13 protein-coding genes and 1 pseudogene are annotated in these 14,215 nt (G+C 59.9%); 6 read left to right on the top strand and 8 right to left on the bottom strand.

Annotated elements, in window-relative coordinates; all coding sequences use genetic code 11:
- Positions 1 to 155 precede the first annotated feature (155 nt).
- Positions 156 to 1,232 (top strand): 3-deoxy-7-phosphoheptulonate synthase, encoded by a 1,077-nt coding sequence (locus tag RS887_RS17230; protein ID WP_322616272.1) that lies wholly within the window; start codon positions 156 to 158, stop codon positions 1,230 to 1,232.
- A gap of 85 nt (positions 1,233 to 1,317) precedes the next feature.
- Here the strand turns inward: RS887_RS17230 and RS887_RS17225 are convergent, their stop codons facing one another.
- Positions 1,318 to 1,605: a GNAT family N-acetyltransferase gene (locus tag RS887_RS17225; protein ID WP_008023295.1), complete on the bottom strand. Its 288-nt coding sequence runs from the start codon at positions 1,603 to 1,605 to the stop codon at positions 1,318 to 1,320.
- A gap of 639 nt (positions 1,606 to 2,244) precedes the next feature.
- On the opposite strand from RS887_RS17225, the gene oprI reads away from it, so the two are divergent.
- Positions 2,245 to 2,496, top strand: a complete 252-nt coding sequence (gene oprI, locus RS887_RS17220; RefSeq protein WP_003199355.1) for an outer membrane lipoprotei OprI — start codon at positions 2,245 to 2,247, stop codon at positions 2,494 to 2,496.
- Between the two features lie 123 nt (positions 2,497 to 2,619).
- On the opposite strand, the gene RS887_RS17215 is transcribed toward oprI, so the two are convergent.
- The 4 genes and pseudogenes from RS887_RS17215 to RS887_RS17200 form a co-directional block, all read right to left on the bottom strand.
- The gene (locus RS887_RS17215) at positions 2,620 to 3,594 is read right to left on the bottom strand and encodes a L,D-transpeptidase family protein (RefSeq protein ID WP_008023297.1); all 975 of its coding nucleotides are present in this window, start codon (positions 3,592 to 3,594) and stop codon (positions 2,620 to 2,622) included.
- An 846-nt stretch (positions 3,595 to 4,440) separates the two neighbouring features.
- Positions 4,441 to 5,464: pseudogene (locus RS887_RS17210) on the bottom strand (IS110 family transposase).
- A gap of 477 nt (positions 5,465 to 5,941) precedes the next feature.
- Positions 5,942 to 6,235, bottom strand: coding sequence for a hypothetical protein (locus RS887_RS17205; RefSeq protein WP_003226812.1), 294 nt, complete (start codon positions 6,233 to 6,235; stop codon positions 5,942 to 5,944).
- Positions 6,236 to 6,291: 56 nt separating this feature from the next.
- The gene (locus tag RS887_RS17200; protein WP_322616271.1) at positions 6,292 to 6,897 is read right to left on the bottom strand and encodes an arylesterase; all 606 of its coding nucleotides are present in this window, start codon (positions 6,895 to 6,897) and stop codon (positions 6,292 to 6,294) included.
- A gap of 10 nt (positions 6,898 to 6,907) precedes the next feature.
- Between RS887_RS17200 and RS887_RS17195 the strand changes: the two genes are divergently transcribed.
- The 3 genes from RS887_RS17195 to greB are packed head-to-tail and all read left to right on the top strand — an operon-like array spanning position 6,908 to position 10,627.
- Positions 6,908 to 7,591, top strand: a complete 684-nt coding sequence (locus RS887_RS17195) for an ABC transporter ATP-binding protein (protein ID WP_007991765.1) — start codon at positions 6,908 to 6,910, stop codon at positions 7,589 to 7,591.
- Positions 7,591 to 10,095 carry an ABC transporter permease gene (locus RS887_RS17190; RefSeq protein ID WP_322616270.1) on the top strand — a complete coding sequence of 835 codons (2,505 nt, stop codon included), beginning with the start codon at positions 7,591 to 7,593 and terminating at the stop codon, positions 10,093 to 10,095. Before RS887_RS17195 ends, RS887_RS17190 begins: the two co-directional genes overlap by 1 nt.
- 34 nt (positions 10,096 to 10,129) lie before the next feature.
- A complete protein-coding gene (greB, locus tag RS887_RS17185; RefSeq protein WP_007973570.1) occupies positions 10,130 to 10,627 on the top strand; it encodes a transcription elongation factor GreB in 498 nt (165 codons plus the stop codon).
- A 3-nt stretch (positions 10,628 to 10,630) separates the two neighbouring features.
- Here the strand turns inward: greB and RS887_RS17180 are convergent, their stop codons facing one another.
- The 3 genes from RS887_RS17180 to RS887_RS17170 all read right to left on the bottom strand — a co-directional run bounded on the left by RS887_RS17180 (position 10,631) and on the right by RS887_RS17170 (position 13,147).
- On the bottom strand, positions 10,631 to 10,939 hold the full coding sequence (locus RS887_RS17180) for a hypothetical protein (protein ID WP_008001428.1): 309 nt from the start codon (positions 10,937 to 10,939) through the stop codon (positions 10,631 to 10,633).
- A gap of 248 nt (positions 10,940 to 11,187) precedes the next feature.
- The gene (locus RS887_RS17175; RefSeq protein ID WP_322616269.1) at positions 11,188 to 11,622 is read right to left on the bottom strand and encodes a DoxX family protein; all 435 of its coding nucleotides are present in this window, start codon (positions 11,620 to 11,622) and stop codon (positions 11,188 to 11,190) included.
- Positions 11,623 to 11,725: 103 nt separating this feature from the next.
- Positions 11,726 to 13,147 carry a transglycosylase SLT domain-containing protein gene (locus RS887_RS17170; RefSeq protein WP_322616268.1) on the bottom strand — a complete coding sequence of 474 codons (1,422 nt, stop codon included), beginning with the start codon at positions 13,145 to 13,147 and terminating at the stop codon, positions 11,726 to 11,728.
- Positions 13,148 to 13,383: 236 nt separating this feature from the next.
- Between RS887_RS17170 and RS887_RS17165 the strand changes: the two genes are divergently transcribed.
- The gene (locus RS887_RS17165; protein ID WP_322616267.1) at positions 13,384 to 14,193 is read left to right on the top strand and encodes a TatD family hydrolase; all 810 of its coding nucleotides are present in this window, start codon (positions 13,384 to 13,386) and stop codon (positions 14,191 to 14,193) included.
- The last annotated feature ends 22 nt before the right edge of the window (positions 14,194 to 14,215 follow it).

Below are 14,215 nucleotides of genomic sequence, written 5' to 3'. Positions count from 1 at the left end.
GGGAAACTGAGCGAGAATGGCCCCTAAACCGGTGTCTGCCCATTGTCGAGCCACGGTGTAACGCGCTAAGGTTCGGCTCCCCGACGCGCTTAATTTGCTGTGCTCCGCCGCGCGGGTTCGCTGGCGGCCGGCACCCGTGACCTGACGAGTAAACGATGGCTGATTTACCGTTCAACGACCTAAACGTCGCCTCCAACGAGACACTGATCACTCCCGATCAGCTCAAGCGCGATATTCCCCTGAGCGACGCCGCACTGCGCACCGTCACCAAGGGCCGCGAAGTCATTCGCAACATTCTGGATGGCACCGACCACCGCCTGTTCGTCGTCATCGGGCCTTGCTCGATCCATGACATCAAGGCCGCCCACGAGTATGCCGACCGCCTGAAGGCTCTCGCTGCCGAAGTGTCCGATACCCTGTATCTGGTCATGCGCGTGTATTTCGAGAAGCCACGTACCACCGTCGGCTGGAAAGGCTTGATCAACGACCCGTACCTGGATGACTCGTTCAAGATCCAGGACGGCTTGCACATCGGTCGCCAGTTGCTGCTGGACCTGGCTGAGAAAGGCCTGCCAACCGCCACCGAAGCCCTCGACCCGATCTCCCCGCAATACTTGCAGGACCTGATCAGCTGGTCGGCCATCGGCGCGCGCACCACCGAATCCCAGACTCACCGTGAAATGGCGTCCGGTCTGTCCTCGGCCGTCGGCTTCAAGAACGGCACCGATGGCGGCCTGACCGTGGCGATCAACGCCTTGCAGTCGGTTTCCAGCCCGCACCGTTTCCTGGGCATCAACCAGGAAGGCGGCGTGTCGATCGTGACCACCAAGGGCAACGCCTACGGTCACGTGGTGCTGCGCGGCGGCAACGGCAAGCCGAACTACGATTCGGTCAGCGTTGCGCTCTGCGAGCAGGCGCTGAACAAGGCGAAAATCAAGCCGAACATCATGGTCGATTGCAGCCACGCCAACTCCAACAAGGATCCGGCCCTGCAACCGCTGGTGATGGAAAACGTCGCCAACCAGATCCTCGAAGGCAACAAGTCGATCATCGGCCTGATGGTTGAAAGCCACCTGAACTGGGGCGCCCAGGCGATCCCGAAAGACCTTGCCGACCTGCAATACGGCGTGTCGATCACCGACGCCTGCATCGACTGGACCGCGACCGAAAACACCTTGCGCAGCATGCATGCCAAGCTCAAGGACGTGCTGCCCAAACGCGATCGCAGCTGATCGCCTGATTGGCCGCACAAAAAGCGCAGACAAAAAAACGCCGGGCAAAACCCGGCGTTTTTTCATGCATTCGTTTTATTGAAGGTCACTGGCTCAGCTTGGCCGCATGCCGCTGGTGACGCTCCATGTAGCGCTCGACGTAGGAGCACGATGGAATGACGGTGTAGCCCATTTCGTCAGCGTACTCCAGCGCCTTCTCGGTCAAGGCTGCTGCAATACCGCGACCACGCAATGCGTTGGGCACGAAGGTGCGATAGATATCCAGGGTCTGCTTCCCCAGATCCATATAGGTCAGATAGGCACGATGACCGTCCACAATGGTCTCGAACTGATGACCAGCCTGGTCATGGTGGATGGACAACGCCTCGCTCATCACTACTCCTCGCGGGTCTGGATTTCCGACCCCTACCTTACCGATGTTTTTCCGGCGAAGGAACATCTACGCCACCCCGTGCCTGAATGGACACCGAGAAGAGCTGCACCGATCTCGCGCTAACGAGCACGTACAAATAGTAGGCACCATTGACAGAAATGCTCAAGGTGCGCTCGTCATCATGCAGGTTGGCGGGTGCTGCTCCGGATCACGCAGGAATGGCTCGACCGAAGATCACTCCGGGTCGATAGCCTGAACATTGCCGGATGTTGAGACTTAAGACGAGCGCCCGCTGTTAAAGTCACCTGAACATCCAGAAAGATATTGGGAGGCGCTACGCAAAAGCCGAACAAAAGTGTAGACGAATCCATGTAGGCGGACTTTAGCCAGACGGGAAAAAGAGCGGTGCGCCGAAGGAACTTTTTCTCGCCAGTTCGCTCAGCCACGGGCCTTGCAGCTGGATATTTTTTAAACAGTTCAGTTAAAAGTTGCTCGAAAAAGAATCAACGCCTACAATTTTTTTTGCTTCTTGCGTCACGTCAGTTTTACTTACTACAAGTAATGGGTAGTATGTACGCCGGCTATTTCCTCAATCGGAGGAGATAGCTACTTAATAGAAAGTCCTTGAAGGGGAACACGATGAACAACGTTCTGAAATTCTCTGCTCTGGCTCTGGCCGCAGTTCTGGCTACCGGTTGCAGCAGCGCATCGAAAGAAACCGAAGCACGTCTGACCGCTACTGAAGACGCAGCTGCTCGCTCCCAGGCTCGTGCAGACGAAGCCTACCGTAAAGCTGATGAAGCTCTGGCTGCTGCTCAAAAAGCACAACAGACTGCTGACGAAGCTAACGAGCGTGCTCTGCGCATGCTGGACAAAGCTAGCCGCAAATAATAATCCTTCGGGATTGTTATCAAGCCGACCCATTTTTTGGGTCGGCTTTTTTATTGCCTGGCGTTTCTCCAGGCAATAAAAAACCCGTCGACGCGGTCCGCGCCGACGGGTTCTTTGCAAGCGTTACTGCATCGGGTCGATCGGAGTGCTCGACACCATCGGTGCGACGCTGTTGCCCGGCACAGCGATCTCCACTGGCAGGCCGTCTTCAGCGGCAACCACATCACGTACCACATCCCAGTTCATGCGCAGGTTGTTGGTGATGTCTTCACGCTTGAGCATCGCATTGATGACCGCAGTGTGCTTGTCGACAACCGACGGGTTGCCCTTGTCGTCCAGCGGCGTATGCGCCTCCAGATAAACCTTGCCGCCACTCATGCCAAACTTGTACGGGTCGTTGATGATCCGTACCGACGTACCGACCGGCACCATGCCCGCCATTTCCAGCACGTTGTTGTTGAACATGCGGAAGCAGCCGTGGCTGGTGCGCATGCCGATACCGAACTTCTTGTTCGAGCCGTGGATCAGGTAGCCCGGTGTGCCCAGGGTGAACTTGAACGGCCCCAGCGGGTTGTCAGGGCCGGCCGGCACGACATTGGGCAGCGGATCACCGTCTGCTGCGTGCTCGGCCTTGATCGAAGCCGGAGGCGTCCAGGTCGGATTAGGTGTCTTGGCGGTGATGCTGGTGTGGGCAATTGGCGAGCCCCAACCTTCACGACCGATACCCAACGGGAACGTGTACACCACGTTCTTGCCTTTCGGGTAGTAGTAGAGGCGGTACTCGGCCAGGTTGATCACGATGCCTTCACGCGGGCCTGGTGGCAGGATGAAGCGGGTCGGCAGAATGATTTCCGTGCCGGCGCCAGGCAACCATGCATCGACACCCGGGTTGGCCGCGACCATTTCCGTGTAGCCCAGATCGTAGGCAGTACCAAGGTCGGCGAAGGTATCTTCGTACTTGGCCTTGATCACCTGCACCTGGCCGATGATGTCCTCACCGGGCGGTGGCAGGGGAAACTCCAATGCTGCAACGGGACCGGCCACAAAAAGGGCGGCAAGAGTCAGGCAGCGGGTGACGGCAGGAAAGCGCGACAACATCCGGAAAATCCTTCGCATGATCAACTGAGATATAAGAAAGCGATTGTACACCGCTGTCTGTTATTTCGGGGAGATGGCCCGATTGCAGGCGATGCAAGGTGATTTGCGATTATCCTCGATCCCGTGTGGGAGCGAGCCTGCTCGCGAAGGCCGTATGGCAGGCGGCGTGGACTTTTGAGGGCGTACATATCCGTTTCTGCGGTCACGGCGACTTAGGGTTCCGCCCTTACGGCGGGTTACTTGGAAAAGCCCCAAGTAACCAAGGGCTCTTGCCCCTTTCGTTCGGTGCCTCGCCAAGGCTCGGCATTCCCTCGTTCCGGTCCTGCTCCGTGGGCCCGCCGCGATCGGCCATCCATGGCCGTACGCGGCTAACCCGGCATCCATGCCGGGTTGCCCACTGCGCAGAACCTCCACTCGGCCTCTCGAGGGGGCAAAAAGATCAAAAGCAAAAGCAAAAGCGAGGCGGCCTGCTGGCCGGCCTGATCGCAATTGCACGCGCTCCCCTGTAGGAGCGAGCCTGCTCGCGAAAAACGCCAGGACAACGCGGGCATTCAGTCAGCACGCGTTATCGTTGACGTCCATCGCGAGCAAGCTCGCTCCCACATCTATGGATCCCCCCATTTCTGCAATACTGTTTTTGATGCGTGTTTGGCTTGCTTTCATCTATCCGGCGTCTGGGTGGCGACCCTGCGCCTCGATGAGAATCGCGCCTGACGGCCCTTCATAGAAAGAAGGCTTTTTCAGCCTTGTGGGAGCCCAGGGTAGTCGTCAGGCCGGTTGGCCGTTCACGTCATCTGTTATCCAGCATCGCAAAACCAGGTGGGTGGTGCTCGGGTGGCAGCGAGGTCAAGCGTTCATCGCGCTTGACCCCGCCTTGAATTCATCGTGGTGAGCGGCGATCGACCAGGCGATTCTTGCCAGTTTGTTGGCCAAGGCGCAGACCACACGGTTGGAATGATGGCGAGCCAGCAGTTGGCGGACCCAATCGGCCAGCGCTCCTGTCTGTCGTTCCAGCCCCATCAGATACACACGGGCGCACTGGATAAGCAGCCGTCTCTGATTCCGGTCACCGCGTTTGCTGATCCCCAAAAGTACCGTCTTGTCGCCGGTGGAGTGTTGCTTGGGCACCAACCCAATCGAGGCTGAATAGTCTCGACCGCACTTGAACTGCTGACCGTTGCCCAACTCCGCAGCCAGGACGCTGGAGGTGATCGGACCGACGCAAGGAATTGTCATCAGGCGAGAAGCCAGATCATCTTCAGCGGCCTGGCGTTCAACCTGCTTGTCCAGTGCCTTGACCTGCCCGTCCAGATAATTGAAGTGCTCACGCAGCCCCAGCAGGATTTGTTTGATCTGCGCAGAAAATGAACACGCCTCCAGCAGCGCTGGCAGTTCCTTGATGGCGTGAAAGCCTGGGGACAGGCTGATACCGACCTCTAACAGGCCGGCGTGAATCCGATTGACGCTGGCCGTACGCTCCTTGATGTAGGCGTCGCGTTGCGAATTGAGCATGGCCAGCGCTTGTTGCGCTTCGGTTTTAGGGGGCACAAAACGCATGGTCGGGCGGCTCGCCGCCTCGCAAATCGCCATGGCATCGGCGAAGTCGTTCTTGTTGCTTTTCACGTAGGGACGCACGAGGTGGGGCAATGAGTTTGGGCACATGGCCCCATTTTGCCGCTTCCCGCGCCATGTAGTGGGCGCCACCACAGGCCTCCATCGCCACCGTGCACGGTTCAAGGTTGGCCAGGTGCCTGGCCAGACCTGCGCGATTGAATTTCTTGTGGTAGAGCTCATGACCGCGATCATCTTGCGCGTGCAGATGGAAGGTATGTTTCCCTAGATCGATAGCGACAATGGCAACGTTGTTCATGGCAATAGCCTCCGTAAGACACCCTGTGAAAGCTTAGAGAGCGATCACAGGGTGTGGGGAGCCATTTCATTAGAAGAGCAAAGCAAAGCAAATCAAGGCGGATCGGCGTACCCCCACGCTCTTCACCACTCAACAGGCCGAGCGTTAGCTCGCCTGCCGCTCTTGATCTTGATCCACCCGCCCCTCGGGAGGCTGAGTGGAGGTGCTCATCCGGGGATGGGCGCGCAGCGCCGTTCGACGCAGTCGAACACATTGCATGTAGGTGCAGCGAAGCCAACCGGAGGGCAATGCCCCGGATGAATGCCGGAGCGAAGGAACCCTGAGCCTAAGCGAAGGGCCGTACGTAAGGGGCGAGACTTTTTGGTTCCTTTTGTGTCGTTTGACAAAAGGGACTCGCCGTAAGGGCGAAACCGCCAGCCGCCGTTACCCAAAAAACGGATATGCACCCAAAAAACAGGGCAAACCCCCAACGACAGATCAAAGCTCGAAACGCAACTCCGGCCAGATCGGCGACGTCCCACGTTTCTGCGATTCAAGGATGGCCCTGCACAACGAACACAGCCGCTGGTCCTGAAACACCCGGCGATCAACGCTCGACCAGCGCGGCTGTGCCGGCAACAGGCTGCCGCACAAGGTACGGTCCGCCGAGCCGCCCAACTCCAGTTGACGGGTCACCAGATGTACCCGCACTTCCTGGCAGGCGAACAGATCCAGCTGTTCGTCAGGCTCGATCAGTTGGTAGGCAAAGAGTGACCAGGCGGGACGCGGCATCGGGGGCTCCAAATCGGGGGCGCCACCTTAGCCGAAAGCCTGCTTCTAGAAAAGTGTCATAACAGCGGTTTTAGGGTAGGCCAGACATTTTCCAGTAACTTGTCCTGGGCCCCGGCCGCCGGGTGTATGCCGTCAGCCTGCATCAAGTCAGGATGACCGCCCACGCCGTCGAGGAAAAACGGCACCAGCGGGATCTTTTTTTCATCGGCCAGGTTGCTGTAGACCTCGGCAAATGCCTTTGTGTAACGGGCACCGTAATTGGGTGGCAATTGCATGCCGAGCAGCAACACCTTGGCACCGCTGGCCCGGGAAATGTCGATCATTGACGCAAGATTTTGTTGCAATTGCATTGGCAGCAATCCGCGCAGCCCGTCATTGCCGCCCAGCTCGAGGATCACCAGCTCCGGCTTATGCTCTGCAAGCAGCGCCGGCAGGCGCGCCTGGCCTCCAGCACTGGTGTCACCACTGATGGACGCATTGACCACTTTATCGTCGAAACCTTCGCGCCTGAGCCGTTGCTCAAGCAGCGACACCCACCCCTGCCGGGTATCCAGCCCGAAACCGGCGCTGATACTATCGCCAACGATCAGGACTGTACCCGCCGCTGCGTTTTGGGCCATGCACAACAAGGCCAGGCCAGCACTCAAAAACCAGACACGCATCGGACTCTCCATGGGCGCAAGCATTCTCATCGCGAAGGACCTTAGCAAAGTGGTTCCCAGCGCGGAAGGTGAACTGACCATCCTGCACGAACTCAGCCTGGAACTGAACAAGGGCGACAGCCTGGCCATCGTTGGCGCTTCGGGCTCCGGCAAATCCACCCTGCTGGGCCTGCTCGCCGGCCTCGACCTGCCGAGCAGCGGCGAAGTCACGCTCGCCGGGCAAGGCCTGAGCAACCTCGATGAAGACCAGCGTGCGCGCATCCGCGCCGAGCACGTGGGTTTTGTGTTCCAGTCATTCCAGTTGCTCGACAGCCTCAATGCCCTGGAAAACGTCATGCTGCCGCTGGAACTCGATGGCCGTAAAGACGCCCGCGAGCGCGCCACCCAATTGCTGCAACGCGTGGGGCTGGGCCAGCGCCTGACTCACTCGCCGCGCCAGCTCTCGGGGGGCGAGCAACAACGCGTGGCGATTGCCCGCGCGTTTGCCGCCGAGCCCGATGTGCTGTTCGCCGACGAACCGACCGGCAACCTCGACAGCCACACCGGCGAGCGCATCAGCGACTTGCTGTTCGAGCTCAACAAGGAGCGCGGCACGACCCTGGTGCTGGTGACTCACGATGAACGCCTGGCCCATCGCTGCCGGCGCCTGATCCGTCTTGAAGCCGGCCTGCTGGTCGCCCCTCTGGAGCCTTGATGGCACGTCTGCCGCTGTTGCGCCTGTTCAGTCTCGCCATCCGTCAATTGCTGCGCGACGCTCGCGCCGGTGAATTGCGCGTTTTGTTTTTTGCCTTGCTGGTGGCCGTGGCGGCCAGCACCGCCATCGGCTACTTTGGCGCGCGCCTGAACGGTGCCATGCTGTTGCGGGCCACCGAATTCCTCGGTGCCGACCTGCTGCTCGAAGGCAGCTCGCCGGCGCGTCCCGAGCAATTAAGAAGCGGCACCGAACTGGGTCTGGAACACGCTCAAGTGGTGGAGTTCTCCAGCGTTATCGCCACCGACAACGGCATCCAGCTGTCCAGCATCAAGGCAGCCGATAGCACCTACCCGCTACGCGGTGAACTGAAAAGCGCGCCCGCGCCCTTTGCCGTGGAGGAACCCGGTGGAGGACCGAAACCCGGTGAAGCCTGGGTCGAGGCACGCCTGCTGACTGCCCTGGACCTGAAGATCGGCGACAGCATCGATGTCGGCATGAAAACACTGAAACTGACTCGGGTGCTGACGTACGAACCCGACCGCGCCGGCAATTTCTACAGCCTGACGCCCCGAGTGCTGATCCATCTCGGCGACCTTGCGGCCACCGGCGTGGTGCAGCCCGGCAGCAGGGTCAGCTATCGGGAGTTGTGGCGCGGTGATGCCAAGGCGCTGGAAACCTATCGGCAACTCATAAAACCGGGTCTCGCCGCCAATCAGCGCCTGCAAGACGCCCGCGACGGCAACCGGCAGATCGGTGGCGCCCTGGGCAAAGCCGAACGCTACCTGAACATGGCCAGCCTGGTGGCGGTGTTGCTGTCCGGCGTGGCGGTTGCGCTGTCGGCAACCCGCTTCGCCACTCGCCGATTCGATGCCAGTGCCTTGCTACGCTGCCTCGGGCTGTCACGCCGGGAAACCCTGGTGTTGTTCAGCCTGCAACTGACCGTCCTCGGACTGCTGGCCAGCATCAGCGGCGCCCTCCTCGGCTGGTTCGCACAGCTGGGGTTGTTTGCCCTGCTGCATGACTTGCTACCGACCGACGTGCCTGCGGGCGGGCTGCTTCCGGCCGTTGCCGGGATCGGCACCGGACTGGTGGCGCTGGCCGGTTTCGCCTTGCCGCCACTGGCGGCTCTGGGCCGGGTTCCGCCTTTGCGCGTATTGCGTCGGGACATGCTGCCCATCCCTTCCAGCACCTGGATGGTCTACGGTGCAGCACTGAGTGCCCTCGGCCTGATCATGTGGCGCCTGAGCCTGGACCTGGTGCTGACCTTTGCCCTGCTCGGCGGCGGCGTGATTGCAGCACTGGTACTGGGCGGTTTGTTGCTGCTGCTGTTGAAGAGCCTGCGGCGCATGCTCGCCCGTGCGTCCCTGCCCTGGCGCCTGGGACTCGGGCAATTGCTGCGTCATCCGCTCGCCGCCGCGGGCCAGTCCCTGGCGTTCGGCCTGATTCTGCTGTCGATGGCGCTGATTGCGCTGCTGCGCGGTGAGTTGCTGGATACCTGGCAAAACCAGTTGCCGAAAAACGCCCCCAATTACTTCGCCCTGAACATCCTGCCCGCGGACAAACAGGCCTTCACCGATCACCTGATCGCCGTGGCGGCGCAATCGGCACCACTGTACCCGGTGGTGCCGGGGCGCCTGATCAGCATCAACGGCGAACCGGTGCAGCAGATCGTCACCAAGGAATCGGCGGGTGATCGGGCAATCCAGCGCGACCTGAGTCTGACCTGGGCCGCGGACCTGCCGTCGGGCAACAAGCTCACGACCGGCAATTGGTGGAACCAACAGTCGCCGGACGATGTTCCGGGCGTGTCGGTGGAAGGCAAGGTCGCTGAAAGCCTGAAAATCAAACTCGGCGACCATCTGGTTTTCAGCGTTGGCGGGGTCAATCGCGAGGCGAAAGTCACCAGCCTGCGGGAGATCAACTGGGACAACTTCCAGCCGAACTTCTTCATGATCTTCCAGCCCGGCACCCTGAAGGATCTGCCGGCGACTTACCTGACCAGTTTCTATCTGGCGCCGGGTCATGACCAACAGATCGTCGACCTGTCCCGTGCGTTCCCGGCGGTGACCATCCTGCAGGTCGAAGCCTTGCTGGAACAACTGCGCAGCATTCTCGCCCAGGTCACCCTGGCGGTGGAGTATGTGTTGCTGTTCGTATTGGCGGCAGGGATGGCGGTACTGTTTTCCGGCCTGCAGGCGACGCTGGACGAACGCATTCGCCAGGGCGCATTACTGCGAGCGCTGGGGGCTGAACGGCAATTGCTGGTCAAGGCACGGCGCATCGAGTTCGGCTTGCTCGGTGCGGTCAGCGGTTTGCTGGCGGCACTGGGTTCGGAACTGGTGAGCCTGGTGCTCTACCGCTACGCCTTCGACCTGCCATGGCATCCGCATCCATGGCTGTTGTTGCTGCCACTGGTGGGTGCCGTGCTGATCGGTGGTGCCGGGGTGTTCGGCACCCGTCGGGCATTGAACGCCAGCCCGCTGACAGTTCTGCGCGAGGGTTGATAGACTCCAGCCATCCTCACCAAAAGAAGCTGACATGAGCCGTTACCGCCCTCCCCGCACCGCCGGCACCGCGCTGATCACCCCCGAGGGTGAAGCGCGGATGCGTGCCGAGTTCCATGAACTGTGGCATGTACGCCGGCCCCAGGTTACCCAGGCTGTCAGCGAAGCCGCGGCCCAGGGTGATCGTTCGGAGAACGCCGAATACACCTACGGCAAAAAGATGCTGCGAGAAATCGACAGCCGCGTGCGTTTTCTCACCAAGCGTCTGGAGGCGCTCAAGGTCGTCAGCGAAAAACCCAGTGATCCGAACAAGGTCTATTTCGGCGCCTGGGTCACGATCGAGGACGAAGACGGCAAAGAGTCCCGCTACCGCATTGTCGGGCCGGATGAACTGGACCTCAAACAAGGCCTGATCAGCATTGACTCGCCGTTGGCCCGCGCCTTGATCGGCAAGGCACTGGACGCCGAAGTTCGAGTCCAGACACCGACCGGTGAGCAGTGTGTTTATATCGTGGCTATCGACTACCCGTAAAACTCAACGGCGAGTGATCAGCCCTTGCCGGGCAACGCGGGTCAGCTGCCTGATCACTTCTGGAGCGTCTTCGAGGCTGGGGGATTGAATCACTGCCAGATCGAAACTGTCGTCGGCGAAACGAGCGAGCGACTCACCGTCTTCGACAAACTGGATCAGGAAGGCAGCGGGACCGCCGGTACGACGTGGCCAGCCATCGAGATAACGCAAGAGCGTCGGCTGATGTTTGCCGCCAAGCAGGATTTTTGGATTGCGCTGAGTGAGATGTGCCGTGATCGGCGCGGGACGTACAACAGGGTTTAGTGCATTCATTGTGTCGTGTCTCTGCCTCAAAAGTCTGCATGGCAGGTGAGAGGCAACACCGAACCAGCGCTTTAGCGGTATTTCGAAGCCTGTTCCGGCTTCTATCGGCAACTGAATGAGTCACCTGGCGCCCCGCAAGTAGCTGTTTAAATCGGCGCATGAGCAACATCCTAGAGAAGCTGACTGGACAGTGTCAAGAATGACGCGCAACAAAAAAAGGCCCGCACAATGCGGGCCTTTTCGTTGAGCCAGAGCGGTCAACCGGCGATGGCACGGTCCGCCGAGAGTTTGCCCGCACCTTCGATCAGTACCGCGATACTGCCACCGAGCAACGCCAGGGCGAATTCATAACCGTTGTTGGCCATGAACAGACCGTTGCTGATGTGCACCGTGAAAATCGCGACCAGCGACAGTAATGCCAGGCCAAGTGCGGCCGGGCGAGCCAGCAAGCCGATGATCAGGGCCAGGCCGGCGAAGAATTCGATGCCGCCCGCCAGTGCCGCCATCAGGTAACCCGGCGTCAGCCCGACGCTTTCCATGTACTGCGCGGTTCCCGCCAGACCATAACCACCGAATGCCCCGAAAAGTTTCTGCGAACCGTGAGCGGCGAAGACAGTACCGACAACGATACGCAGAACCGTCAGGCCATAGCCAGCGCGGGTGGACAGTACCTTGTTGATCAGAGTGCTCATGCTGTTTCATTCCTTGCTAATGTGTATTGGTTGGCCGCTATATTAATCAGTAAATCATATGTTAAAAGCGCAAAAAACCTGTAATAACAATCAGATTAGTTGATTATTTACGTGAGGCAACCTTTTGTCCCTGGGGCTCCAATGACTCCCGCTCCCGATCAAACGCCAAGTAATACTTGTTCACGCTATTAACATAGCTGACGGGCCCCATGCCCACTTGCTCCATGGCAACCCGTTCGACCTGGAAGAACCACTGGTTGGGATTCAACCCTCGCCGCCGGGCTTCGGCGCGCATGCCCTGAACCCGCTCCGGCCCGATGTTGTAGGCTGCCAGCACGAAGGCCATGCGTTCGCGCTCATTGAGTTTTGGGCTGGCAAAAAACTTGCGCCGGATCATCGCCAGGTACTTGGCCCCGGCCTGCACATTGCCGTCTACGTCCTGGATATTGTTGACCCCCACCCGCTGCGCTGCAGAAGGCGTGATCTGCATCAGACCGGTCGGACCACCGCCACTCCGGGCTGCGGGCTGCAGCGCTGATTCCTTGAACGCCAACGCTGCCAGGTTCAGCCAGTCCATGCCTTGGGCGTCGGCGTGTTTTTGCAGCACCGGGCGAAGTTTTTCCAGCCGCTGCCGGTCCGCCTTGGCCAGCGGGTAATGCACTTGATAGAGACGCCGATAGATCCGCAGGAACGCGGCGTCCTGATCCGATGGTTTTTTGTAAGCGGTGAGGAAGCGATCAATGCTGGCCCGCAGCATCGAGGCATCACGGCGCACGAACCAGAACTCCTCTCCCGGCTCACTGACGAGTACCTGCTTGTCGAAACGCAGCTTGGGCAGGATCTTGCCCCAGCGTTCGGCAATCGGCTGCTCAACGATGGTCAGGTGGAAGATCCCGCCCTGGACCATCTCCAGCACATCCTCGACGGCAAGGCTCGGATCGACCCATTCGATTTTGACGGGTGGCAGTTTGTGCAAGGCGAGCTTTTGATTGATCTGGCTGACATCCTCCCCGGCGGCGCTGCCGGCAGGCAAGGCCAGGGTCTTGCCGGAAAGCTGTTCAAGCCGGGTGTAGCGGCGTTCGCCCTTGATGCCCACCAAGACCAACGGGATGTTACTGGCAATAGGCTCACTGGTGCTGACGGCGAAGCCCGCCTGCAGATCGAGCAACTCTCCCGGCGCCACCAGATCACCCTCCCCGCGTTGCAATGCGCCGAGCAGTTGATCCTTGGCCTTGGGAATGATCTTGAGGGTGATTTCCTGGCCGTCACGGGCGTGGCCGTTGAGGTATTGCTCGAACGCTCTGAGGCGATGGTATTCGACCCCGATCGCCTGCCCCTGAACTTCGCCGGAACTGTTGCGGCTCTGGTTGACCAATACCCGCAGCACTCGGCTGCTGCGAATTTCCGCAAGATCGCGCACCTTGCTGGCCGGTACGGCTTGCAGCGGCCCGGGCAGACGCGCGACCGCCGACATCGGCAGTAGCAGCGAACAGCACAGCAGTAGCAAAACCGAGGGACGAATCATCCACTCTCCGGAAAGAATATGAGGCACGCTTCAATGACAAATGGCATCAAGCGCAGCGACAAAACAGAGCGCCTTGGGCGCTGGCAACGTGCGAAAGACTGGCACAATGATGGCAAAACCACCAACCCGGCCTGCCCCGCGGCTCAAGAGACAGCGCTAACTCGTTGTAGTTCTTGGCTTTTCTTATAAATCCACGGCTCTGATATGCTTTCCGGCCTTTGGCCCGAGGTAGCACCATGCAACTCATCGATATCGGCGTCAACCTGACCAACCCCAGCTTTGCCGACAAACACCAGGCCGTACTCGACCGTGCCTACGCGGCCGGTGTATGCCAACTGGTGCTGACCGGCACCAGCATCGAGGGCAGCGAGCAGGCCCTTGAACTGTGCCAGCAACTGGACGAAAGCACTCAGCGCCTGTTCGCCACCGCCGGTATTCACCCTCACTGCGCCAGTGACTGGAACGCCGACAGTGCCCGACGTTTGCGCAGCTTGCTCAAGGAGCCAAATGTGGTGGCCGTGGGTGAATGCGGGCTGGATTTCAACCGTGACTTCTCGCCGCGCCCGCAGCAGGAAAAGGTCCTCGAAGAACATCTGGCCATGGCCGTTGAATTGCAACTGCCGGTCTTTCTGCACGAACGCGACGCCAGCCAGCGTTTGCTGGAAATCCTGCACGACTTCCGCGACCGGCTGCCGGCTGCCGTTGTTCACTGTTTCACTGGCGAACAGAAGGCACTGTTCAGCTATCTCGACCTGGACTTGCACATCGGCATTACCGGCTGGATCTGCGACGAACGCCGGGGCATGCATTTGCATCCGCTGGTCAAGGAGATCAAGCGCGGGCGCCTGATGCTCGAAAGCGATGCACCGTACCTGCTGCCGCGCAGCCTGCGCCCCAAGCCGAAAAACGGGCGAAACGAGCCTGCATACCTGACCGAAGTATTGCGCGAAGTGGCACTGCATCGCGGGGAAAGCCAGGAAGATCTGGCGGCGCATACTACGGCGTGTGCTCGGGCGTTTTACCGGCTGCCCACCATCGCCCTGTAAACACTGCTCCCACATTGACTTG

It is taken from the genome of Pseudomonas sp. BIC9C (genome assembly GCF_034541995.1).
Lineage (GTDB): Bacteria > Pseudomonadota > Gammaproteobacteria > Pseudomonadales > Pseudomonadaceae > Aquipseudomonas > Aquipseudomonas fluorescens_CC.
Note: the sequence above shows the minus strand (reverse complement) of the source record. Positions and strands in the feature narration are given on the sequence as shown.